This window comes from Hyphomicrobium sp. CS1BSMeth3, assembly GCF_900117415.1.
GTDB lineage: Bacteria > Pseudomonadota > Alphaproteobacteria > Rhizobiales > Hyphomicrobiaceae.
The window spans coordinates 2,270,002-2,290,890 of sequence record NZ_FPEI01000006.1; the positions used below are offsets into that span (position 1 = coordinate 2,270,002).

Annotated in this window: 14 protein-coding genes; 9 read left to right on the plus strand and 5 right to left on the minus strand. The window is 66.4% G+C overall.

All coding sequences use genetic code 11. The features are described 5' to 3' along the window. Positions 1-15: 15 nt before the first annotated feature. On the minus strand, positions 16-2,253 hold the full coding sequence (locus tag CS1BSM3_RS25555) for a hypothetical protein (RefSeq protein ID WP_072392710.1): 2,238 nt from the start codon (positions 2,251-2,253) through the stop codon (positions 16-18). Positions 2,254-2,488: 235 nt separating this feature from the next. Between CS1BSM3_RS25555 and CS1BSM3_RS25560 the strand changes: the two genes are divergently transcribed. Beyond that, positions 2,489-3,844 (plus strand): sulfite oxidase, encoded by a 1,356-nt coding sequence (locus tag CS1BSM3_RS25560; RefSeq protein WP_072392713.1) that lies wholly within the window; start codon positions 2,489-2,491, stop codon positions 3,842-3,844. Between the two features lie 11 nt (positions 3,845-3,855). Beyond that, a complete protein-coding gene (locus CS1BSM3_RS25565) occupies positions 3,856-4,212 on the plus strand; it encodes a hypothetical protein (RefSeq protein ID WP_072392716.1) in 357 nt (118 codons plus the stop codon). Between the two features lie 30 nt (positions 4,213-4,242). On the opposite strand, the gene CS1BSM3_RS25570 is transcribed toward CS1BSM3_RS25565, so the two are convergent. Next, positions 4,243-5,346, minus strand: a complete 1,104-nt coding sequence (locus CS1BSM3_RS25570; RefSeq protein WP_072392719.1) for an anhydro-N-acetylmuramic acid kinase — start codon at positions 5,344-5,346, stop codon at positions 4,243-4,245. A gap of 86 nt (positions 5,347-5,432) precedes the next feature. Here CS1BSM3_RS25570 and tyrS point away from each other — a divergent pair, with 86 nt between their 5' ends. Then, on the plus strand, positions 5,433-6,689 hold the full coding sequence (gene tyrS / locus CS1BSM3_RS25575) for a tyrosine--tRNA ligase (protein WP_072394575.1): 1,257 nt from the start codon (positions 5,433-5,435) through the stop codon (positions 6,687-6,689). 10 nt (positions 6,690-6,699) lie between these two features. Here tyrS and CS1BSM3_RS25580 read toward each other — a convergent pair whose 3' ends face one another. Then, positions 6,700-10,554 carry a YhdP family protein gene (locus CS1BSM3_RS25580; RefSeq protein WP_072392722.1) on the minus strand — a complete coding sequence of 1,285 codons (3,855 nt, stop codon included), beginning with the start codon at positions 10,552-10,554 and terminating at the stop codon, positions 6,700-6,702. A gap of 345 nt (positions 10,555-10,899) precedes the next feature. Between CS1BSM3_RS25580 and bcp the strand changes: the two genes are divergently transcribed. Continuing rightward, positions 10,900-11,382: a thioredoxin-dependent thiol peroxidase gene (bcp, locus tag CS1BSM3_RS25585; RefSeq protein ID WP_072392725.1), complete on the plus strand. Its 483-nt coding sequence runs from the start codon at positions 10,900-10,902 to the stop codon at positions 11,380-11,382. A gap of 208 nt (positions 11,383-11,590) precedes the next feature. Then, positions 11,591-12,196, plus strand: a complete 606-nt coding sequence (locus CS1BSM3_RS25590) for a PRC-barrel domain-containing protein (RefSeq protein WP_072392728.1) — start codon at positions 11,591-11,593, stop codon at positions 12,194-12,196. A gap of 89 nt (positions 12,197-12,285) precedes the next feature. Here the strand turns inward: CS1BSM3_RS25590 and CS1BSM3_RS25595 are convergent, their stop codons facing one another. Continuing rightward, positions 12,286-13,569: an acetyl-CoA C-acetyltransferase gene (locus CS1BSM3_RS25595; RefSeq protein ID WP_072392731.1), complete on the minus strand. Its 1,284-nt coding sequence runs from the start codon at positions 13,567-13,569 to the stop codon at positions 12,286-12,288. 393 nt (positions 13,570-13,962) lie between these two features. Here CS1BSM3_RS25595 and CS1BSM3_RS25605 point away from each other — a divergent pair, with 393 nt between their 5' ends. After that, a complete protein-coding gene (locus CS1BSM3_RS25605) occupies positions 13,963-15,282 on the plus strand; it encodes a L,D-transpeptidase family protein (protein ID WP_083528994.1) in 1,320 nt (439 codons plus the stop codon). Positions 15,283-15,529: 247 nt separating this feature from the next. Here CS1BSM3_RS25605 and CS1BSM3_RS25610 read toward each other — a convergent pair whose 3' ends face one another. After that, a complete protein-coding gene (locus CS1BSM3_RS25610; protein ID WP_072392737.1) occupies positions 15,530-16,447 on the minus strand; it encodes a pirin family protein in 918 nt (305 codons plus the stop codon). Positions 16,448-16,630: 183 nt separating this feature from the next. Between CS1BSM3_RS25610 and hrcA the strand changes: the two genes are divergently transcribed. From hrcA to dnaK, 3 genes are all read left to right on the plus strand, one after another. Continuing rightward, entirely contained in the window at positions 16,631-17,701 is a 1,071-nt protein-coding gene (hrcA, locus tag CS1BSM3_RS25615; RefSeq protein WP_072392740.1) for a heat-inducible transcriptional repressor HrcA, read from the plus strand. A gap of 130 nt (positions 17,702-17,831) precedes the next feature. Next, positions 17,832-18,572, plus strand: a complete 741-nt coding sequence (grpE, locus tag CS1BSM3_RS25620) for a nucleotide exchange factor GrpE (RefSeq protein WP_072392743.1) — start codon at positions 17,832-17,834, stop codon at positions 18,570-18,572. 226 nt (positions 18,573-18,798) lie between these two features. Beyond that, on the plus strand, positions 18,799-20,742 hold the full coding sequence (gene dnaK / locus CS1BSM3_RS25625) for a molecular chaperone DnaK (protein ID WP_072392745.1): 1,944 nt from the start codon (positions 18,799-18,801) through the stop codon (positions 20,740-20,742). Positions 20,743-20,889 lie beyond the last annotated feature (147 nt).

The following is a 20,889-nucleotide window of genomic DNA, read 5'->3' on the forward strand; positions in this document are numbered from 1 at the left end:
CGGGAAGCGCAGGGATCAGCCCACCTGCTGCAGGTGGGGCGTTGCGGCAGGCGCGACCGGTCCCGAAGGCTGCGGCGCCAGCAGGCCGACCCACTCCTCATGGAAGCGCTTGAGCGTGCGCCGCGCGAGATCAGCATGGGCGGTGGCCCCTTCGGCCTCGAAGACCTCGAGCGCCGGCACCATGGCTCCGGCGGCAGCAAGCCAGTTGTTGCGCTTGTCCTCCTGCTCGCCGAGGCGGATCAGCGTCGAGCCGAGGTTCATGCTCGCCGTCGCCCACGTGATCGGCGTCGCGGCGCGATCGACCACTTCGAGCACACGCCGATATGTGGCAATGGCCTGATGCAGGCGCGCAGGATTCGAGCGCTCCGCCTCGCCCAGCGCTGAGAGGGCATCGGCGAGCGTCATGCTCGCATTGACCCAGATGTCGCGGTGGCTGTCCGGCGTCATCACTTCGATCGCGCCGCTCAGCGCCGCGATCGCCGCCATGAGGCGCTCCGTGTCGGGTCCCGTCTCGCGACGAGCCTCGGCGAGAGCGAGCAGCGCGCTGCCGAAGTTGTAGCTCGCCTCGGCCCAGATCTCCGGCGCATCCGCACGCGACAGAAGAACGAGGGCATCGCTGTAGGCTGCGACCGCCCCCTCGAGCACGTCTGCAGACTTGTCGAACTCGGCAAGCTCCAAGAGTGCCGTGCCGAGACCAAGATTGAGCTCGAGCCGGTTCTGGGCGGGGACTTCGTCCGTCGCCGCGGCGAGGGCCGTCCGGTAGATTTCGACGGCCTCGCGGAAGGGCGGCGCTTGACGCGAGCGCTGCGCGGAAAGCACGAGACTGCGCCCGAGCCCGCCTTGGGCTTCGCACCAAAGTACCGGCGCATCATCCGCCGAGATCTGCGACAGCGCTTTGCGGAAGGCGGCAACAGCATCGGCGAGGCGGCCGGTCCCGGCGGCCGTCTCGGCCTGTCGATGGAGCGCACGGCCGAGCCCGACATTAGCGCGCGCGGCGCCGCGGGTATTCGAGCCGTCGGCAAGCAGCCTCAGGACACTGCCGTAGCCGGCCAGAGCCTCGCCTAGCGCGACGTCGTCATTCTCCTCTTCGGCCTTGCGGAAGAGCGCGTCGGCACGGGCCAGATGATAGCGCCAGGCTTCCTCGCGCGCGCTCTTCGGCAGGCAGTCCGCAGCCTCGATGAAGAGGTCGGCCGCCGCGAGGTAGTCGCGCCGGGCGACAGCAAGCTCGGCGAGGCGGGCCGCAGCACGCGCCTCCTCGGTCATCTGGGCCTTGAGGGCCGCGACCTCGTCCTCGAGGCGCGCCTCTATCCGGCGGCGGCCGTCGCGCAGCTCGCGGCGGATATGCTTCAGCGTCTCCATGGCGAGCGCGAGATCGCCCGCCGCGAGCGCATCGGCGGCGCGCATCTTGAGCTTGCGCAGATCGCCGTCGTCGTTGGTCGGGCGGATGAGCTGCGCGCGCGCTTCCTGCAGCCAACGCGCAAGCGCCTCGAAGCGAGCGAGACGCGTCGCGCCCGTCGCGCCCTGGCCCTCGATCAGCTCCATGAGGCGTGCCTCGGCGGCCTCCGAGATGCCATAGTGCGCCCGGATGCGGGCGCGCTCTTCCATTTCGGTCGGCGGTTCGGGCATCCGGGCCGCAGCGGGGGGCGCTCGCTGTGCCTCGGGCGGCGGCGCAGAAGGGGCGGCCGGGGGCGGAGCGGAGCTGGCAACCACCGGCGATGGCTCAGGCGTCGGTTGGGGCGCGGATGCCGGCGGCGGGCCGAGAAATTCGCGCAGCATGGGCGCGAGAGCCGTGATCCGCTGGCGCTCGCGCACGAGCCGGGCGAAGCTGCGCTCGAGCACGAACATCGCGACGTCGTCGGACAGCTTGCGCGCCGCGAGCACGCCGTCGCCGCGCGCCTTGAGAAAGAGATCGAGCGCAATACGGCGCCCGCGATCGCCGCCGGCCGAGGACGAAAGCGCGCCGTCGAGGCACGCACTGTCGATCTCGTAGGCCGCGATGATCTCCGCAAGGTCGGAGAAGTGCCCCTCGAGGGCTTCCTGCGGCAGGCTGCGCGTCTCGGCGCCGACCCAGATTTCGCGCGTCAACTCACCGACGTAGCCATCAACCAGATCACCGGCCCCGCGTGCACGCAGCGCCACGACCAGATCCACACCTCGGCCACGGTGCGCAGCGGGAACGACGATGCCCGCCGCTGGCGCGAGCGCGAGCAACGCGGCACCCGCTAGCCGCTCCATGGCCTCGAAAATGGACATCGCACTGGCCTCCACAGATTCCCAACTCGTGGCAGTTGCTTCGAAAACCGATCGATTCGCAACGTGCCCAGGGCGGAAAGCGGTGGAGCACTCGGCGGGCGACCGGGCACCGTCACTTCGATGCACGTCCTGAAAGTCGGCCGAGTATTGGCAGGGGGTCCGCCGAATTGTATCATAATATTCGGATGTATTCATATGGATATATCGGGCCTCGCGACCAAGGGAGGAAACAAGCATGGCCAGGAAGCGCGAACGATCGATCGACGAGATCTATGCCGCCGACCCGGAGCGTGCCGACGCGATCGCCTTTGGCAGAACAACGGGCGTCTCGCGCCGCGGCTTTCTAAATGGCGCCGGCCTCGCGGCCATGAGCGCTGCCGTCGGCGGAACGATCGTCCACAGCGCGACCATGCCCGGCGGGCTCATTCCCGCGGCCCTGGCGCAGGAGGCCAAGAAGGCCCCGGAGACGGCCGCCGCCGCGAAGGCCCCCCAGCCCTTCAGCTTCCCCGGCAAGGATCCCGGTCTGACCCTTCTCGGCGACCGGCCGCTGGTGGCCGAAACGCCCGAGCACCTGCTCGATGACGAGACGACGCCCTTCTCGAAGTTTTTCATCCGTAACAACGGCCAGATCCCCGACCCGCCGTCGCAGCCGGACTCCTGGGAGCTGACGATCGATGGCGAGGTGAACACGCCGCTCAAGCTCACGCTCGGCGAGCTGAAGAAGCGCTTTGCTGAGAAATCCGTCTTTGCCGTGCTCGAATGCGGCGGCAACGGCCGGTCCTTCTATTCACCACCCGCACGCGGCAATCAGTGGACGAATGGCGGCGCCGGCTGCGCGAAGTGGACAGGTGTGTCCCTCGCCGAGGTGCTGAAGGCAGCCGGCCCGAAATCGAGCGCCGTCTACACCGCGCACTACGGCACGGACCAGCACCTGTCCGGTGATCCCAAGCAGCTCACGCTCTCGCGCGGCGTGCCGATCCCCAAGGCCATGGAAGCCGAGGCCTTGCTCGTGTGGGCCATGAACGACGCGCCCCTGCAGAACATCCACGGCGGGCCGCTGCGGCTCATGATCCCAGGCTGGCCGGGCTCGGCCTCGCACAAGTGGCTCAGCAAGATCACGCTGCGCGACAAGGAGCATGACGGGCCCGGCATGACCGGCACGAGCTATCGCGTACCGATCCAGCCTATGGTTCCGGGCAGCAAACCCGATCCGAAGAACTTCAAGATCCTCGAGTCCATGCCCGTGCGCGGCATCATCACCAATCCCGCCAACGGAACGAAGCTCGCGGCGGGGACGCGCGAGGTCGCACTGCGCGGCGCGGCCTGGGCAGGCGATCTGACGGTCAAGGCCGTGCATGTCTCGACGGATTTCGGGGCGACGTGGCAGCAAACGCAGCTCGGCGCGCCGCGCAATCGCTTCGACTGGCAGCGCTGGACGGCGAGCGTGAAACTCCCGAGCGACGGCTACTACGAGATCTGGGTGCGCGCGACCGACAGTCAGGATCGCGCTCAGCCGCATGTCGCTGCGAACTGGAATCCGCAGGGCTATGGCGGCAATCCCATGCACCGCGTCGCCGTGCTGGTCGGGTAGATCGACACACGATGCGAAAGCTCATTCTCGCCTTGCTCATGGGGAGTGCGCTGGCGGTATCGCCAGCGCACGCGCAGCAACAGCCGCCGGCCTTCGAGCCGCGCGACGAAACTCCCGAGATGTATCCCGACGCGCCCAATCGCGAGGACACCTTCTACTTCTGCATTGCCTGCCATTCATTCAAAATCGTGGCGCAGCAGGGGCTCAGCCGACAGCGGTGGGATGAAGTGCTCTCGTGGATGACGGAGCGGCACAAAATGCCGGACGTGCAGGGCGAGGATCGCGAGAAGATCCTCGACTATCTCTCGACCGCGTTTCCCGAGCGCCAGCAGCAGCGCGGCTGGAAGAACCCGTTCGCGCCACAATAGACGCACCGAAGCGCGACGAGCCGAGCGAGATCACGCCTTGCTCAGCACGCCGCCGGTGAGCGGGACACGCACGCCGGTCGTGCCGGGGAAGGTGATGGGCCGCAGGTCGAGCGCGCGCACGGCAAGATAGGCCCAGGCCTCGGCCTCGACCGCATCGCCGTCGAAACCGAGTGCTTCGACCGGCACCACGGCCGCGTGCACCAAACCCGCGAGCATCGACATGAGCGTGCGGTTGCGCCGACCACCGCCGGAAACGATCCACATGCGCGGCTCCTCCGGCACGTGCTCGCGCGCACGCGCGATCGCCGAGGCCGTAAAGGCAGTCAGAGTTGCCGCGCCATCCTCTGTTGAAAGCGGCTCCACGAGCGCGACATCGAAAGCATTGCGGTCGAGCGACTTCGGAACCGACGCCGCGAAGTGATTGTGCCGCAGATAGGCGGACACATAGTCCTCTTGCACCGTCCCGCGTGCGGCGAGCGCGCCATCCTCGTCGCGCGGCGCGCCGGTCCGCTTCATGATCCAATCGTCGATCATGGCATTGCCCGGGCCGGTATCGAAGGCGATCAGCGAGCCGTTGGCGCCGATCCAGGTGATGTTCGCGACGCCGCCGATATTGACGAAGGCCACTGGCCGTTCGGGCGCCTTCGCCGCCATGGCGCGATGGTAGACGGGTGCGAGCGGCGCGCCCTGCCCACCTGCCGCGCAATCGGCGGCCCTCAGATCGTGCATGACGTCGATGCCTGTCGCCGCCGCGAGCGCCGATCCGTCACCGATCTGGACAGTCAGCCCCTTGTCGGGCTCGTGCAGCACCGTCTGGCCATGAAAGCCGATCACGTCGATGGCCGAGGGCTGCAGCATCCGGTCGCCGATGAAGCGCAGGACGGCCTCGGCATGGAGCCTGGTCAGCTCGGCCTCGACGCCGGCGAGCTCTCCGGGCCTTTCCTCCCGCTTCTTGATGGCCGTGGCATCGCCGAGCGCACCCCGCAAGCGCTGCCGGAAGACCGGGTCGTAGTCCACGCCTCCCGCGGCCAGGCGGCGCACGTGGTCCTCCCCGTCGGTCTCGATGAGGGCAATGTCAATGCCGTCCATCGACGTGCCGCTCATCAGTCCCAGCGCGCGCCTGATCTTGCCCATGGCGGCCTTCCTGTGCAATTTGCCCCGACCCTGCTATCCCCCTGCCGCGTCGATGCGGCGTGGATGCGACCGAAAGCCCGACGATCATGGCAAAGCACACATCCGATTTCCTCAACATACTGGCCGAGCGTGGCTTTATCCACCAGTGCTCGGACTTCGAGGGGCTCGATGCCCTCGCCGCCAAGGGCGAGATCGTGTCGTACGTCGGCTACGACTGCACGGCGCCCTCGCTGCACATCGGGCACCTGCTCTCCATCATGATGCTGCACTGGCTCCAGAAGAGCGGGGGCGGCCGGCCCATCACGCTCATGGGCGGCGGCACGACGCGGGTCGGCGATCCCTCGGGCCGCGACGAGACGCGGCGCATTCTGCCCATCGAGCAGATCGAGGCGAACAAGGACAGCATCAAGAAGGTCTTCGCCAAGTTCCTCTCGTTCGGCGACGCGCGCCACGATGCGGTGATGGCGGACAATGCCGAGTGGCTGGCGCCGCTGAACTACATCGAGTTCCTGCGCGATGTCGGCCGCCACTTCTCCGTGAACCGGATGCTGTCGATGGACTCGGCGCGCATGCGCCTCGAGCGCGAGCAGGAGCTCTCTTTCATCGAGTTCAACTACATGCTGCTCCAGTCCTACGACTACGTGGAGCTCGCGCGGCGCTACAAATGCAATCTGCAGATGGGCGGGTCCGACCAGTGGGGCAATATCGTCTCCGGCATCGATCTCGGCCGACGCATGGGCACACATCAGTTGTACGCGCTCACCTGTCCGCTGCTGACGACCGCGTCCGGCGCGAAGATGGGCAAGACGGCCGCGGGCGCCGTCTGGCTCAACGAGGACCAGCTTCCGGTCTACGACTACTGGCAGATGTGGCGGAACACCGAGGATGCGGACGTCAGCCGCTTCCTGAAGCTCTTCACGCTGCTCCCGATGAGCGAGATCGCGAAGCTCGCAGGGCTCGGCGGCGCGGAGATCAACGAGGCGAAGAAGACGCTCGCCACGGAGGCAACCGCGCTCCTGCACGGGCGCGAGAAGGCCGAAGCCGCCGCGGAGACGGCGCGGCGCACCTTCGAGCAGGGCGAGACGGCCGAAGGCCTGCCGACCATCGAGGTGCCGGTCGCAGATATCGAGAACGAGCTCGGCATTCTCGCCGCGTTCGTCACGGCCGGTCTCGTGAAGTCGAACAGCGAAGCGCGCCGCCAGATCCAAGCCGGCGGCCTGCGCGTGAACGATGCCGTAGTCAGCGACGAGAAGGCGAAGCTGCGCTTGGGTGATGTTTCCGCCGACGGCGTGATCAAGCTGAGCCTCGGCCGCAAAAAGCACGTGCTACTGCGGCCGGTATAGGCGCGAGGCATCAATTCCGCTGAGGCGTGCTGGCGCGCGGGTCCGTCGTCGCAGTCCAGCCATCGGTGATCTCCGGCGTCACGCTCTTCGGGCGGGGACGTGCCTTCGGCGCAGCCTTCGCAGCGCTGGCATCCGGCGATGACGACTGTTCGGGACCGGTTGCGGGCGGACTTGCCATCGTCTGCGGCTGAGGTGCCCGGCGCGTCTGCGAGGGCGCGCGCCCGGGCGACACGGTCGGGTTGTTCGGCGCCATCTGGAAGATTTCGCGGAAGATGCCCGGTGTCATCAGTGACAGCGGGTTGGGGATGAACTGCGGGTTGCTCATCGGGCCCTGGATCGCGAACGTCATCGCAAGAATGCCCTCGCGCCTCGGACCGGTGAGCACTTCGCCGAAAAGCGGCACACCGGAGAGCGCGCGATTGAGCCCGGAGAGCGGCGTATAGGTGCCGCCGAGGTGGACCTGCTCGGTGCGATAGTCGAGCTTACCGCGCAGCGTCGCGCCGAGCATGGGCCCGAGCACTTCCATATCCTCGATCACGAGCTGGCCGTTGCCGGTCGCGAAGGCCGCCCGCAGGCGGTCGAACTCGATCTGCTCCCGCACGACCTGCTGGTTGCGCGCGCCCTGCTTGATGGCCGGCTGGCCACCGTCGTTGTAGGCGGAGGCCATGTCGCTCACGACCGGATCGCCCATGACGCGGAAGCGGCGCACCCGCATGACACCGCGCCGCTCGGCCGCGCCGGCACCATCGAGATTGATCTCGAGCCGCCCTTCGCCGCCCTGCATGCTCCGGTAGATGCCAATGAGCTTCAGCGCCTCGCCCGTGTCCTCCGCATCGACGGTGAAAAGTCGCGGCGCGCCGTTCGTGCTCTTCATCGAGGCGCGTAGCGCACGGCCGTTGTCATGGCGGCCGCTGAATTGGATCTCGCGCACCTCGTGGCTGCGCGAACTGAAGCGCAGGCTCACGCCGCGGAGGCGCGGATCGGGATTGGTGGGGACATAGACATCCGGCACACCCGTGACGGTGTCGATCTTGGCATCGAGATCGACACCGAGGGATTGGTTCTGCGACGCATTTTCGAGCGGCCGCTGGCCCGAGTTGACGCTGAGGAAGCCGCGGAAGATATTGCGGGCATCGAAACGTGCCCCCGTGGCCTTGATGTCCCATATGCGGTCGGGCCGCAGAACGCCTTTGACGCTGAGACTGCTCACGGTATTGAGCGAGAAATCCGTAAAGAGATACTCGATGGGCCGGCTATCGGCGCCGAGCGCGACCCAGCCGTTGACACCGATGGTATCGCCATCCAGGCGGAAATTCTGCAGGACGACATTGCCGTCGCGCCGCTTGCCGATGTCGAACTTGAGCTCGGCGCGCTGTCCGGGCGGCTTTGTCCACGAGATGTCGCTCAGGTGAATCTCGGCAGGCGTGAGATCCGCCGAGACGCGGATGACCGGGCCATCGTCCTCACCCGGCCGTACCGTCAGATCGACGTCAACATCACCGCTGATGAGATCACCGAGGCTGAGACCAAGCTGCGCCCGCTCGCTGTTGCCGAGCCTTGCGCGAAGGCGAAGTCCCTGCGCGTCGAGCTGCCCATTGCCCGCAAGCGCATAGCGCCAGTTGAGCTTGGCGAGCACGCCATCGAGCAGCGCCTCACCCGCGACATCGACGATATTGTCGCGCGCTTCAGCACGGATCGAGGCACCCGAGATGCTGTAGCGCCCGCCCAGCTTCCGCGCGTGTCCCTCGACGACAGTGGCCTTGCCCTCGACGATCTGCACATCCTGCATCGAGAGCCCCTGATGCAGGGGGAAGGCGAGGCTGAAGCGCGTATCGAGCTTGCCGTCGAAAGCGGCGCCTTCGAGCCAGCCGGAGCGCAGCAGTCCTACAGGGGGACGCGCGAGAAGATCGCCGAGCGCTCCCGCCGGCCCTGCCACACGCACATCGAGGCGCGCCTGCGGGCGTTCCTGATCGACACCGCTGACAACCAGGGCGCTGTCCTGAACCTGAAGCTGCTGGGTTGGCGATGCCCGGATGACGCCGTTGGGAATTTTGAGCGTCGCAGTCGTGCCCTCGACGCTCAGACGCGCCTCCCGGGCATCGAGCGGCGGCATCCCGTTGAGGTATTCGATCCCGATCTGCTCGGCGTCCAGGGTGAGGGACAGGGCGCGCTCGCGGAAGGAGGCTGGATCACGCCGGTCGATCCGATCGCGCCGCTCGTTCGTCATGCTGAAGGCGCCGCCACTGAGGCGGCCGGTCACGAGGTGGCCCGCGACCCACTTGCGCGTCTGCGGCGCCAGGCTCTGCGGCCACATGGTCTTGAGCGCATCGAGCGACATCGGTCCGATGCGCCCATCCAATCGGGCGACGCGCGCGCTGCCCGAGGCGGCGACCCCGCCGACCATCGCAACCTTAGCCTCGCCGGCCGTCATCTGGAACTCGGAGATCTCGACGTGGCCGCTCGCGGGAAAGGCCGTGCCGCGCAGGATCAGGGAAGAGAGCGGCAGCGGCGCCGCGCCAAGATCGTCGGCCCTCAGCAGACCGTCGACGCCATGCGCCTCGAAGCGCCAACCCGGAACGCCGTCGCTGCCAGCAACCTGCGAGATCTCTCCCTTGAGCGTCGCGTGGCTCTGCCGCCAGCGCAATGTCGAGGGCGCAATGACGAGCTTGCGCTCAGCGCCCCCTTCGTAGCTCGCCTTGATCTCGCCGCCGGCAAGATCGAGCGGCACCTTGCCGAGCCAAGGCAGATGCACGAGCCCCTCACCGAGCGCGACGTCGAATGTGCCGCCGATCACGTCGCCCTGGCGTGAAAGCTCGATCGTGCCGGAGCCCTTGAGCGGCAGGTCGATCCCCTCGAGAAGCTCGAGACCGGACTGGCCGAGCGCCACGCTCCGCGGGACCAGCTCATCGACCTCGACCTTCATGGTCAGACGGTCGCGGCTTTCGGAGTCTTCCATGCGGAAGTTGTATTTGAAGGCTGTCCCCGTCCCCGCCATCGTGCCGGTGCCCGAAATGACGCTGCGCTGCGAGCGGTGACGCAGCGAAAGCTCGAGGCTCGGAAGCTGGAAGAGCCGCTGCTGGCGATCGTCGGAGACAATGAGCGAGGCGTCCTTGAGGCCGAGCGTCTCGAGGAAGGATGCAGCCCCCTTGCGCCGCCGCATTTCGCCCGCGAGCTCCGCCACGCGGCGCGCCACGTCGATGCGATCGCGCATGATCGTGACGGTCTTGGCGACTTCGGTTTCCTGCGGCGCCGCCTTGCCCGGCTGGCCAGCCGGCCCTGGAGGCATCGTGAGCGTGCGGCCCTGAAGATCATGGCCATAGCCGAGCATGTAGGAGGGCCGGTCGGCAGCAAACAGCACGACGCGCGGCTGGAGGAGATCGATGCGCGCCGGCGCGATCCGCCCCGTCCTCAGGGCGCGGAGGCTGAGCTGCACGGAGGCGCGCGAGGCGAGCGCCACGACGCTGCCGGTATCCTCCGTAAGGCGGACGCTCGTCAGGCGAAACTCGACGGCCCCCTCGGGCGTGAGCTGGACAATGGCGTCCTCGACGCGGAACTGGACGCCGGGCATCTCGTCGTTGAGCCCACGCTGAATAGGCTCGACGAGGAAGGAGACCGAGATCGGGCCATTCAACAGGCGCAGATACAGGAGCCCGACAGCAAGCAGGCACAGCGGCACCACGACGGCCGCCGTCATCGCCGCAGCGCGACTACAACCTTTGAGCCAGGGTGGCGCCGTGCGCTTACGGCGCGCACCCGGCGGCACCTCAGAGCGAATCGATTCGGGGGCGGAGGCAGCAGCGGGCGCCTGCGGGCCGGGCGCGGCGCCGCCGGTCTCACCATTCGCTTGGCCGAGCGGGCCATGCATCGCCGACTTCCCCTAACCCGTTGACCGATCACGCATCTCATCGGCCCGAGCCAGCGCCGCGCGTAGCAGCGCAATCTGTGGGCGGCGAGATCCGGGACCCAGCACGTCGGTTTGCCCCCCAGGGCGTCTCACTGGAAATGACCCGAGCAATGCGACTTTATTGCGTCGCGACAACTGCTTGGCCTCGCCAGCCGGACACGTCGTAGTCCTGGATGACCGCGCTGCACATCCTTGGCATCGTCACCACGATTCGGTACGAGAGATCTTAACGCCCGAGGACCGGGCGCACGTGATCCTCAGCGCACGATCGGACTAGAAAAACGACCGAACGAGGGCATTTCCCCGATGAACACATCCCCGGTCGAAAAAGGTGACAAAGTACCAGCGTTCAAACTGCCGACGGACGACGGCGACACCGTCAGTCCAGCAGATCTCGCGGGAAGCCCCGCCGTCATCTACTTCTATCCGAAGGACGACACCCCCGGCTGCACGACAGAGGCCAAGGACTTCACGCGACTTGCCCGCGAGTTCCGAAAGGCCGGTGTCGCGGTGGTCGGCATCTCGCCGGACAGCGTGAAGAAGCACCAGAAGTTCCGCGAGAAGCACGAGCTCGACGTGCGCCTTGCCGCCGACGAGGACCATTCGGTCGCCGAAAAGTTCGGCGTCTGGATCGAGAAATCCATGTACGGGCGCAAGTACATGGGCGTCGACCGCGCGACCTTCCTGATCGATGCCAAGGGGCGCATCGCGGAGGCTTGGCGCAAGGTCAAGGTGCCGGGACACGCGGAGGAAGTTCTGGAAGCGGCACGGCGGTTGAGCAAGGGATAGCGGCTCGACGATTCGTCACACCGTCCGCGCTGCGATGCTGGCGGGATTGTGACAGATTTCACGTTCGTTCGCAGGAACTTATTTGCACGGCAAGCATTGTTGGAATCGCGCCGACACACCAAATAGGGCGGGTCTGACCGCCCTCGATCTGATGGTCGGACGAGCGCGCCATAGGACGCGTTCAGATGTGAAGAAGGACACTCGTGTGATGCGACGCCTCTCCCTTGCTCTTGTTGCAGCTTCCGTCATCGCGGCCGGCGCGCCGGCCATTGCCCAGCAGCAGAGCCCGGCTCCTGCGACCGCGCCTCAGACTGAAGTGTCGATCCCCCGCGGCGTATTTTTCCGCGGTCAGGTCGATGGGCAAATCCTCTCGAGCGACAACCTGATCGGCGGAAAGATTTATGCGCCCGACGGCAAGATCATTGCCGACATCGAGGAGCTGATCCTGACGTCCGATCTCCGCGTCGAAGGTGTGGTCGTCAAGACGGGTGGTTTCCTCGGCGCGGGCCAGAAGCGGCTCGGCCTGCGCTTCTCCGCGCTTCGCTTTGGTCCCGACGGCAAGATCACGGTGCCGGAGCTGACCAAGGAAGTGATCGCGGCGCTCCCGGCCTATGAGCGCAAGACGCCGCGCAAGACTTTGCTCGAGCGGGCGGCCGAGAACGCGCGCTCGATCGCCGATCGCAGCATGGAGACTGCCAAGCCGGCCATCGATCAGGCTTCCGAGGCGGCGAAGGACGCCTATGAGAAGGCCAAGGAAGCCACCAAGGAAGCTTACGATAAGGCCAAGGAATCCGTGCAGCAGCCGAAGCAGTAAGGCGCGAATTCACGCTGAGAACAGGGCGGGCGTCGGCATCGGCTGGCGCCCGTTTTTTTGCTCTGGAGTGTGTGGCAGGCGGCTGCGCGTCAGGCCCGCGCGCTCTCCATGATGGCCGCGACGCCCATACCACCGGCCGTACAGATCGAGATGAGCCCGCGCCCGCCATTCTCGCCGAGAAGCTTCGCGAGCAGCGCCGCGATCCGCCCGCCGGTTGCCGCAAAGGGATGGCCGACGGCCAGCGACGAGCCCTTCACGTTCATTCTCGTGCGGTCGATGCTTCCGAGCGGCACATCCTTGCCGAGCCGCGCCTTGCAGTAGGCCGGGTCTTCCCAGGCCTTCAGCGTTGCGAGCACCTGCGCGGCAAACGCCTCGTGGATCTCGTAGAATTCGAAGTCCTGCAATGTCATGCCCGTGCGATCCAGAAGCCGCGAGACGGCAACGGTCGGCGCCATCAGCAGCCCTTCGCCGGCGACGAAATCGACAGCCGCGGTCTGCGCCGCCGTGAAATACGCAAGGATGGGCAGACCACGCGCCCGCGCCCACTCCTCGGAAGCGAGCAGCACCGCGGATGCGCCATCCGTGAGCGGCGTCGAGTTGCCGGCCGTGAGCGTGCCGCGCTCGGACTTGTCGAAGGCCGGTTTCAATGAGGCCAGCCGATCGATGCTGATGTCGGGACGCAGGTTGTTGTCGCGGAAGACGCCTGCGCACGGCACGATCAGGTCATCGAAGTAGCCGGTGCGATAGGCTTCCGCCGCCTTGATGTGGCTCTCGTAGGCGAGCTGGTCCTGGTCCTGGCGCGCGATCTTCCAGTGCTGGGCCATCAGCTCCGTGTGCTGGCCCATGGAGAGGCCGGTGCGCGGCTCCGCAACCGAAGGCGGCAGCGGCGCCAACTCGCGCGGCGAGAATCCTTTGAAGGCCCCGAGCTTCTCGCCGAACGAGCGGCCTTGCTGGGCAGCCACCAGCCGCTTCGCGAGCGGCTTCGATACGACGATCGGCGCGTCCGAGGTCGTGTCGGAACCGCACGCGATCCCCGACTCGATCTCGCCGATGGCGATCTTGGCCGCGATGCCCATGGCGGCCTGCAGGCCGGTGCCGCAGGCCTGGATCAATGTGATGCCCGGCGTGGTCGGCGCGAGCTTGGTGCCGAGGACGGCCTCGCGCGCAAGGTTCCAGTCCCGAGAGTGTGAGACGACCGCGCCGCCGACCACCTCGTCGATATGGACGCCCGCGAGGTTGTAGCGGTCGACAAGGCCGCTCAGCGCGGCCGTCAGCATGTCGAGGTTGCCGAGATCAGCGTACAGCGTGTTCGAGCGGCAAAAGGGAATGCGCGTGCCGCCGACGACGGCCACCTTCCGTGTGGATTGTTGCATGATCCAGTCCTGCTCTGCCGTCCTGGCGCTTCATGTAGCTGGAATCGCCAGAGAGCGCCACGACGACCCTATTGCTCTCTGAACACCTATCCAATGAGCTCGGTTTCCATGCCGTACGCCCCTTGAACGGGCACTGACGGACTGGCGTGACTCGTTTGCATCATGGTCCCAGCAAGCGACGTCGGCAGGGGGCTCAGGTCTTCCAATTTCCTCCCAACTCCCGCATTAACAATCTGTGGCGACATTGAGGCAAGCCTGTCCGCAGGCCTGCAGTTGGGGTCGAGATGCGCCACGTCCATGCGCAAATGCATCGACCGGAGCAAGGCGAAGATTTGCCTGCCAATCTTCGCCCTGGGCTTTCATGTGCAAAAAACAAAAGCAGCGGATGCGGCGATGATCGGTTTGACCAAGGATCGTAGCGCGGGAGAGGCCCTCGCGCACATAGGATTGCTTGCGCGCGGCCTTGCCGTTGCGCTCGCCGTGGCAGCGCCGCTGGCGCCGGCCGGCGCATCGGAGGGCAATAGCTGGGCCAATAATGCGTGGGCCAACGGCAATTATGTCGGAAGCTACACCCCGCCGCCTGCCTTCGATCATTCATTCGCGCGCCAGTGGGAGGCCAATCCTCCGAAGGGCTTTCCGACGCTCTCGCCCGAGAACATCGCGGCGCTAAAGGAGGCCATCAAGCGCTATGCCGATGTCGTCGCGCGCGGGGGCTGGCAGCCGATCCCCGATGCGCAGCTTCAGCCGGGCGCGAGCGGCTCCGCCGTGGCCCTGCTCCGCCAGCGTCTCACCATGTCGGGCGATCTGCGCGACAGCGATGACTACGGCACCGCCTTCTTCGACGGCTCCGTCGAGCGCGCCGTGCGCCGCTTCCAGGCATCGAACGGCCTCACGCCGACCGGCATCGTCGACAAGCGTACGATCGCGGCACTGAACGTGTCCGCAGCCGCACGCCTGCGCCAGCTCAAGACAAATCTCACCCGCCTCACGGAGATGGCGCGCTCGCTGCCGAAGCGCTACATCGTCGTCAACATCCCGGCGGCGCAGATTGAGGCCGTCGAGAACGACAAGGTCGTTTCGCGCCACGCCGGCGTCGTCGGCAAGACCGATCGCCAGACGCCCATCCTGCGTTCACACATCCACGAGCTGAACTTCAATCCCGTCTGGCATCTGCCGCCGACCGTGATCCAGAAGGACCTCATCCCGAACGGCCGCGCGATGGCCGCAAAGGGCCAGGACGTGCTCGCCAAGTTCGGCATCGATGTCTACGGCGGCGACGGCCGCAAGCTCGACAGCACGAAGATCAACTGGGGCAACGCTTCGACGGCGGGCCTGACCTTCCGCCAGAAGCCGGGCCCCGAGAACCCGCTCGGCTTCGTGAAGATCAACTTCCACAACAGCCACTCGGTCTACATGCACGACACGCCGTCGGACCGCATGTTCGGCCGCAATTTCCGCGCCGCGAGCTCCGGCTGCGTGCGTGTGCAGGGCATCGAGCACCTGGCTGCGTGGCTCATGGCCGACCAGGGCTGGGACGAGGGACGCGTGCTCGCGATGAAGAAGTCGGGCGAGCGGCTGGACGTGCGCCTGAAGAAGCCGATGCCGCTCTTCTTCGTCTACATGACGGCGTGGGCGACCGAAGATGGCGTGATCCAGTTCCGCCGTGATCTCTACCAGCGCGATGGCGTCGGCGAGACGGCCTCGGCTTATTGATTGAGTGCCGCGGGCTGCTGGGAAGGGGTGCTGCCGCCTTCTTCCGCGGTGCCATGCCCGCGGCGGCCATAGCGACAGCTTCGTGTTTGATGCCGCGGGCTGCTGGGAGGAGTGACCATCCCCTCTCCCCGTCCTTCACGGGGAGAGGGTTAGGGTGAGGGGCGGCGGCAAACGCGAACGTCGCGCAAGTTCCCGCCCCTCATCCCGGCCTTCTCCCCGTAAGCACGGGGAGAAGGGGAAGTGTCCCTCAATCCGGCAGCGGGATGAACTCCTCGGCATCGCCGGGCACGGGACCGAAGCGCTTCGCCTTCCAATCGGCCTTGGCGGCGTTGATGCGATCCTGCGAGGACGACACGAAGTTCCACCAGATATGGCGCGGACCATCCATGGGCTCGCCACCGAGCAGCATGAGCCGCGCATTGCTGAGCGCCAGGATCGAAATGCGATCGCCGGGCCGGAAGACAAGCAGGCGGCCCGCCTCGAAGCGATCACCCGCAATGTCGATCTCGCCGGAGACAATATAGACGGCGCGCTCGTCGTAATCGGGATCGAGGGGCAGCACGGCCCCTGGCGCCAGCACCGCCTCGGCACAGAAGCTCGGATGCGGGAACTCGACGGGCGAGCGCTGGCCGTAGAGCTCGCCCATGACGAGGCGCACGCGCTTGCCTTCGCCCGTGATGCGCGGCAACTCGTCGACGCCATGATGCGCGAACGTCGGCGCCCCCTCCTCGTGCGATTTCGGCAGCGCGGCCCAGGCCTGGATGCCGTACAGCTCGTGCTGATGGGCGCGCACTTCCGCGCTCGTGCGCTCGGAATGGACGATGCCGGAGCCGGCCGACATCAAATTCAGCTCGCCCGGCCGGATCGGCAGTGACGAGCCGAGGCTGTCGCGATGCCAGATCTCGCCCTGGAAGAGGTACGTCACCGTGGCGAGGCCGATGTGCGGATGCGGGCGCACGTCCATGCCCGTGCCAAGCAGGAACTCGGCCGGGCCCATCTGGTCGAAAAAGATGAACGGGCCGACCATCTGCTTGCGGGCCGACGGCAGTGCGCGGCGCACCTCGAAGCCGCCGATGTCGCGGGCTCGCGGAACGATCACGTGCTCGATCGCATCACAGGAAAAGGCATCGCCGGGAATGGGATCGTGGTCAGGGAGTTTGCTCATATCAACCTCCTCGAGGGGGCGCGCCTCCTGGGGCGCTTGTCCGTTGCATCAGCATAGGCGCGGCGGCGCACAGGACAAGGCATTGAAATCAAGCTATGCCGCACCCGTTTGACGAACCATCGGGGCATTTCTAACATGATCAACCGCCCTGGCGCTCAGGACCTGCGCCCCCGGAGGTGAGCATTGGACCGTCCTACGAAGGAAACCGCGAGCGGGCTCATCCAGCTCAATGAGCGCACGCGCGAAATTTTCCGCCACATCGTCGAATCCTATCTCGCGACCGGCGAGCCCGTCGGCTCGCGCAATCTCTCGCGCCATCTGCCGATGACGCTCTCGCCGGCCTCCGTGCGCAACGTGATGTCGGACCTCGAGCATCTGGGCCTCATCTACGCGCCGCACACGTCTGCCGGGCGCCTGCCGACCCAGACCGGCCTGCGCCTCTTCGTCGACGGCCTCCTCGAGATCGGCAATCTCACGGATGAAGAGCGCCGCCGGATCGAGACCCAGATCAAAGTGAAGCAGCAGCAGTCGGTGGATCAGGTGCTGGCCGAGGCCGGCGACATGATCTCCGGCCTCTCGCACTGCGCCGGCCTCGTCATCAGCGAGAAGCGCGACGGCCATTTGAAGCATATCGAGTTCGTGCCGCTCGAACCCGGCAAAGCCCTCGTCATACTCGTCGGCGAGGATCAGTCGGTCGAGAACCGCGTCATCAATATCCCGCGCGGCCTGCCGCCGTCCGCGCTCGTCGAGGCAACGAACTATCTGAACGCACACATCCGCGGGCTCAATCTCGTGGAGGCCAGGACGACCATCGAGCGCCAGCTCGCGACGGCCAAGGCCGAGCTGGACGTACTGACGAAGAAGGTGATCGAAGCGGGGCTCGCAACGTGGTCGGGCTCGGGGGACGAGCGCAAGAGCCTGATCGTGCGCGGACAGGGCAACCTCCTCAAGGACCTGACCGCCATCGAGGATCTCGAGCGCATTCGCCAGCTCTTCGACGATCTCGAAGCGAAGCGCGAGCTCGTCCAGCTCCTCGGCCTCGCCGAAAAGGGCGACGGCGTACATATCTTCATAGGCTCGGAGAACCAGCTCTTCTCGCTCTCGGGCTCCTCGCTGATCGTGTCGCCGTTCCGCGATTCCTCGCGCAAGATCGTCGGCGTCCTCGGCGTGATCGGCCCGACCCGCCTGAATTATGCCCGCATCATTCCGATGGTCGACTACACTGCACGCCTGATCAGCCGCACTTTGACTTGATTTTGTTGCCCCGGGGCATGATATGCGAGGGTCGGGCGCGACAGCCTGCCGGACGCTCGACCCCGGCGGCTTTCGATGCATTTGTCGCGCGCCATATAGGCCCGATTCACTGGGACGAGCACGAGGACACATGAGCAACCAGACCCACGACCCCCAGGCGCCGGGGCATGGCGCCGGGGCGCCTGAGCCTGATTCAACCACCCCCGGCAACGCCCAGCGCGCAGCCGCCGAATACAGCCAGCAGGCCGGCGAAGCCGGACAGGCCCCTCCGCAGGAGGCCGAGGCTTCGCAAGTTCAGGCACTCCAGGCGGAAGTCCGCGACCTGAAGGATCAGGTCCTGCGCGCCTATGCCGAGATGGACAACATCCGCAAGCGGGCCGAGCGCGAGCGCCTCGACACGCAGAAATATGCCGTTTCCAAGTTCGCGCGCGACCTGCTCTCGGTCGCCGACAATCTGGAGCGGGCGCTGGCAGCCGTCCCGACGGACACCGCCGATCCGATCGTCAAGGGCCTCCTCGACGGCGTGACGGTGACCGAGCGCGGCCTCGTCGGCATCCTCGAGCGCTACGGCATCAAGCGCATTCCCGCCGAGGGCGCGCCCTTCGATCCCCATCAGCATCAGGCCGTCATGGAGCACCATGATCCGAAGGTACCGCACGGCTCGGTCGTGCGCGTGTTCGAGGCCGGCTACACGATCGAGGATCGCGTGCTGCGCCCGGCTTCGGTCGTGGTGGCCAAAGGCGGTCCCAAGCCCGAGAAGGCGCCCCCATCTCAGGGTGCAGCGGCAACGGGTTTCGGAGCCGAGGGGCCCGAAGCCGGAAATGACAATGCCGCAAACGGCGGGCCGTCGGAGCCCTCCTCCGGGACATGAGAAATGGGCATCGGAATTGGCATAAGCCTCATGCAATCGGCGGATGCAAAATTGTCACAACACGGTTGGTTGCGGGCGTTGCAGGGCTTCCGGGGCACTCCTATATACCGGTGAGCCAAATCACCAACTCCAGGGAACCGGAGCCTCCGCCCACCGCGGGTTAAAGCACTATCGGGTGCCGTAGCGGACCCGGCCGGTTTGCCGCAACGAGAGGATTGAGAAGAAAATGGCCAAAGTCATCGGGATCGATCTCGGGACGACGAACTCTTGCGTCGCTGTCATGGAAGGCAGCACGCCGAAAGTCATTGCCAACGCCGAGGGCGTGAACACCACGCCATCGATCGTTGCTTTCACCGACGACGGCGAACGCCTCGTCGGCCTGCCGGCCAAGCGCCAGGCAGTGACGAACCCCTCCAATACCCTTTTCGCGATCAAGCGCCTCATCGGCCGCCGCTTCTCCGACCCCATGGTCGAGAAGGACAAGCACCTCGTGCCCTACAAGATCGTCAGCGGCACGAACGGCGATGCCTGGGTCGAGGCGAACGGCAAGCAGTACTCGCCCTCGCAGGTTTCCGCCTTCATCCTCCAGAAGATGAAGGAGACGGCCGAGGCCTATCTCGGCCAGCCGGTGACGCAGGCCGTCATCACCGTGCCCGCCTACTTCAATGACGCCCAGCGCCAGGCGACCAAGGACGCCGGCAAGATCGCGGGCCTCGAAGTTCTGCGCATCATCAACGAGCCGACAGCGGCCGCGCTCGCCTATGGCCTCGACAAGAAGAAGGACGCCAAGACCATCGCGGTCTACGACCTCGGCGGCGGCACCTTCGACGTCTCGATCCTCGAGATCGGCGACGGCGTGTTCGAGGTGAAGTCGACGAACGGCGACACGTTCCTCGGCGGCGAGGACTTCGACATGCGCCTCGTCGAGTATCTCGCGACGGAGTTCAAGAAAGAGAACCAGATCGATCTGAAGAACGACAAGCTCGCGCTGCAGCGCCTCAAGGAGGCCGCTGAAAAGGCGAAGATCGAGCTGTCGAGCGCCCAGCAGACCGAGATCAACCTGCCGTTCATCTCCATGAGCCCGCAGACGCAGTCACCGCTGCATCTGACGATGAAGCTCACCCGCGCCAAGCTCGAGAGCCTGGTCGAGGACCTCATCGCCAAGACGCTGCCGCCCTGCGAGCAGGCGCTCAAGGACGCCGGCCTCAAGGCTGCCGAGATCGACGAGGTCGTGCTCGTCGGCGGCATGACGCGCATGCCGCGCGTGCAGGCCGAGGTGAAGAAGCTGTTCGGCAAGGAGCCGCACAAGGGCGTCAACCCGGATGAGGTCGTCGCGATCGGCGCCGCCATCCAGGCCGGCGTGCTCAAGGGCGACGTCAAGGACGTGCTGCTGCTCGACGTGACGCCGCTCTCGCTCGGCATCGAGACGCTCGGCGGTGTGTTCACGCGCCTGATCGACCGCAACACGACCATCCCGACCAAGAAGTCGCAGACGTTCTCGACGGCCGAGGATGGCCAGCGCGCGGTGACGATCAATGTCTACCAGGGCGAGCGCGAGATGGCCGCCGACAACAAGATGCTCGGCCGCTTCGATCTCGACGGCATTCCGCCGGCGCCGCGTGGCGTGCCGCAGATCGAGGTCACATTCGACATCGACGCCAACGGCATCGTCCACGTCTCGGCCAAGGACAAGAAGACGAACAAAGAGCAGTCGATCCGCATCCAGGCCTCGGGCGGTCTCTCCGACGACGAGATCAAGCGCATGGCCGAGGAGGCCGAGCGCTTCAAGGACGAGGACGTGAAGCGTCGCGAGCTCGTCGAGGCACGCAACCAGGCCGACCAGCTCACGGCCCAGATCGAGAAGGATCTGGCCGAGCATTCGAGCAAGGTCGGAGCCGCCGACAAGACCGCAATCGAGAGCGCGCTGACGGAACTCAAGGATGCTGCCAAGACCGATGACGTCGAGCGCATCAAAACCGCGACCCAGACGCTCATGCAGGCGTCCATGAAGCTCGGCGAGGCGATCTACGCTGCCGACAAGGGAGCGGCCGAAGCAGCCGGCGGCGGCGAGGCGCCGTCGGGCGATGGCAGCGGCCGGTCTTCCGGCGGCAACAACGTCGTCGACGCCGACTTCGAAGAGGTCAAGGACGACAAGAAGAAGTCCGGCTGACCTCGGAGCCGAGCAATGCAGACCCCTGACCGCCGCGACGCCACCGAGATGTCCTGCGGGACCATCTCCGGTGCGCCGCCGGCCGGCCGGTCAGGGGCATTTTCATGCCTGGAGCGACGCAATGCCCATGGGGGCCTATTGGGGGCC

Excerpts from the sequence above, each read along its gene's own strand:
- CS1BSM3_RS25555 (WP_072392710.1), bottom strand. The coding sequence starts at position 2,253 with ATGTCCATTTTCGAGGCCATGGAGCGGCTAGCGGGTGCCGCGTTGCTC.
- CS1BSM3_RS25560 (WP_072392713.1), top strand. The coding sequence starts at position 2,489 with ATGGCCAGGAAGCGCGAACGATCGATCGACGAGATCTATGCCGCCGAC.
- CS1BSM3_RS25565 (WP_072392716.1), top strand. The coding sequence starts at position 3,856 with ATGCGAAAGCTCATTCTCGCCTTGCTCATGGGGAGTGCGCTGGCGGTA.
- CS1BSM3_RS25570 (WP_072392719.1), bottom strand. The coding sequence starts at position 5,346 with ATGGGCAAGATCAGGCGCGCGCTGGGACTGATGAGCGGCACGTCGATG.
- tyrS (WP_072394575.1), top strand. The coding sequence starts at position 5,433 with ATGGCAAAGCACACATCCGATTTCCTCAACATACTGGCCGAGCGTGGC.
- CS1BSM3_RS25580 (WP_072392722.1), bottom strand. The coding sequence starts at position 10,554 with ATGCATGGCCCGCTCGGCCAAGCGAATGGTGAGACCGGCGGCGCCGCG.
- bcp (WP_072392725.1), top strand. The coding sequence starts at position 10,900 with ATGAACACATCCCCGGTCGAAAAAGGTGACAAAGTACCAGCGTTCAAA.
- CS1BSM3_RS25590 (WP_072392728.1), top strand. The coding sequence starts at position 11,591 with ATGCGACGCCTCTCCCTTGCTCTTGTTGCAGCTTCCGTCATCGCGGCC.
- CS1BSM3_RS25595 (WP_072392731.1), bottom strand. The coding sequence starts at position 13,569 with ATGCAACAATCCACACGGAAGGTGGCCGTCGTCGGCGGCACGCGCATT.
- CS1BSM3_RS25605 (WP_083528994.1), top strand. The coding sequence starts at position 13,963 with ATGATCGGTTTGACCAAGGATCGTAGCGCGGGAGAGGCCCTCGCGCAC.
- CS1BSM3_RS25610 (WP_072392737.1), bottom strand. The coding sequence starts at position 16,447 with ATGAGCAAACTCCCTGACCACGATCCCATTCCCGGCGATGCCTTTTCC.
- grpE (WP_072392743.1), top strand. The coding sequence starts at position 17,832 with ATGAGCAACCAGACCCACGACCCCCAGGCGCCGGGGCATGGCGCCGGG.
- dnaK (WP_072392745.1), top strand. The coding sequence starts at position 18,799 with ATGGCCAAAGTCATCGGGATCGATCTCGGGACGACGAACTCTTGCGTC.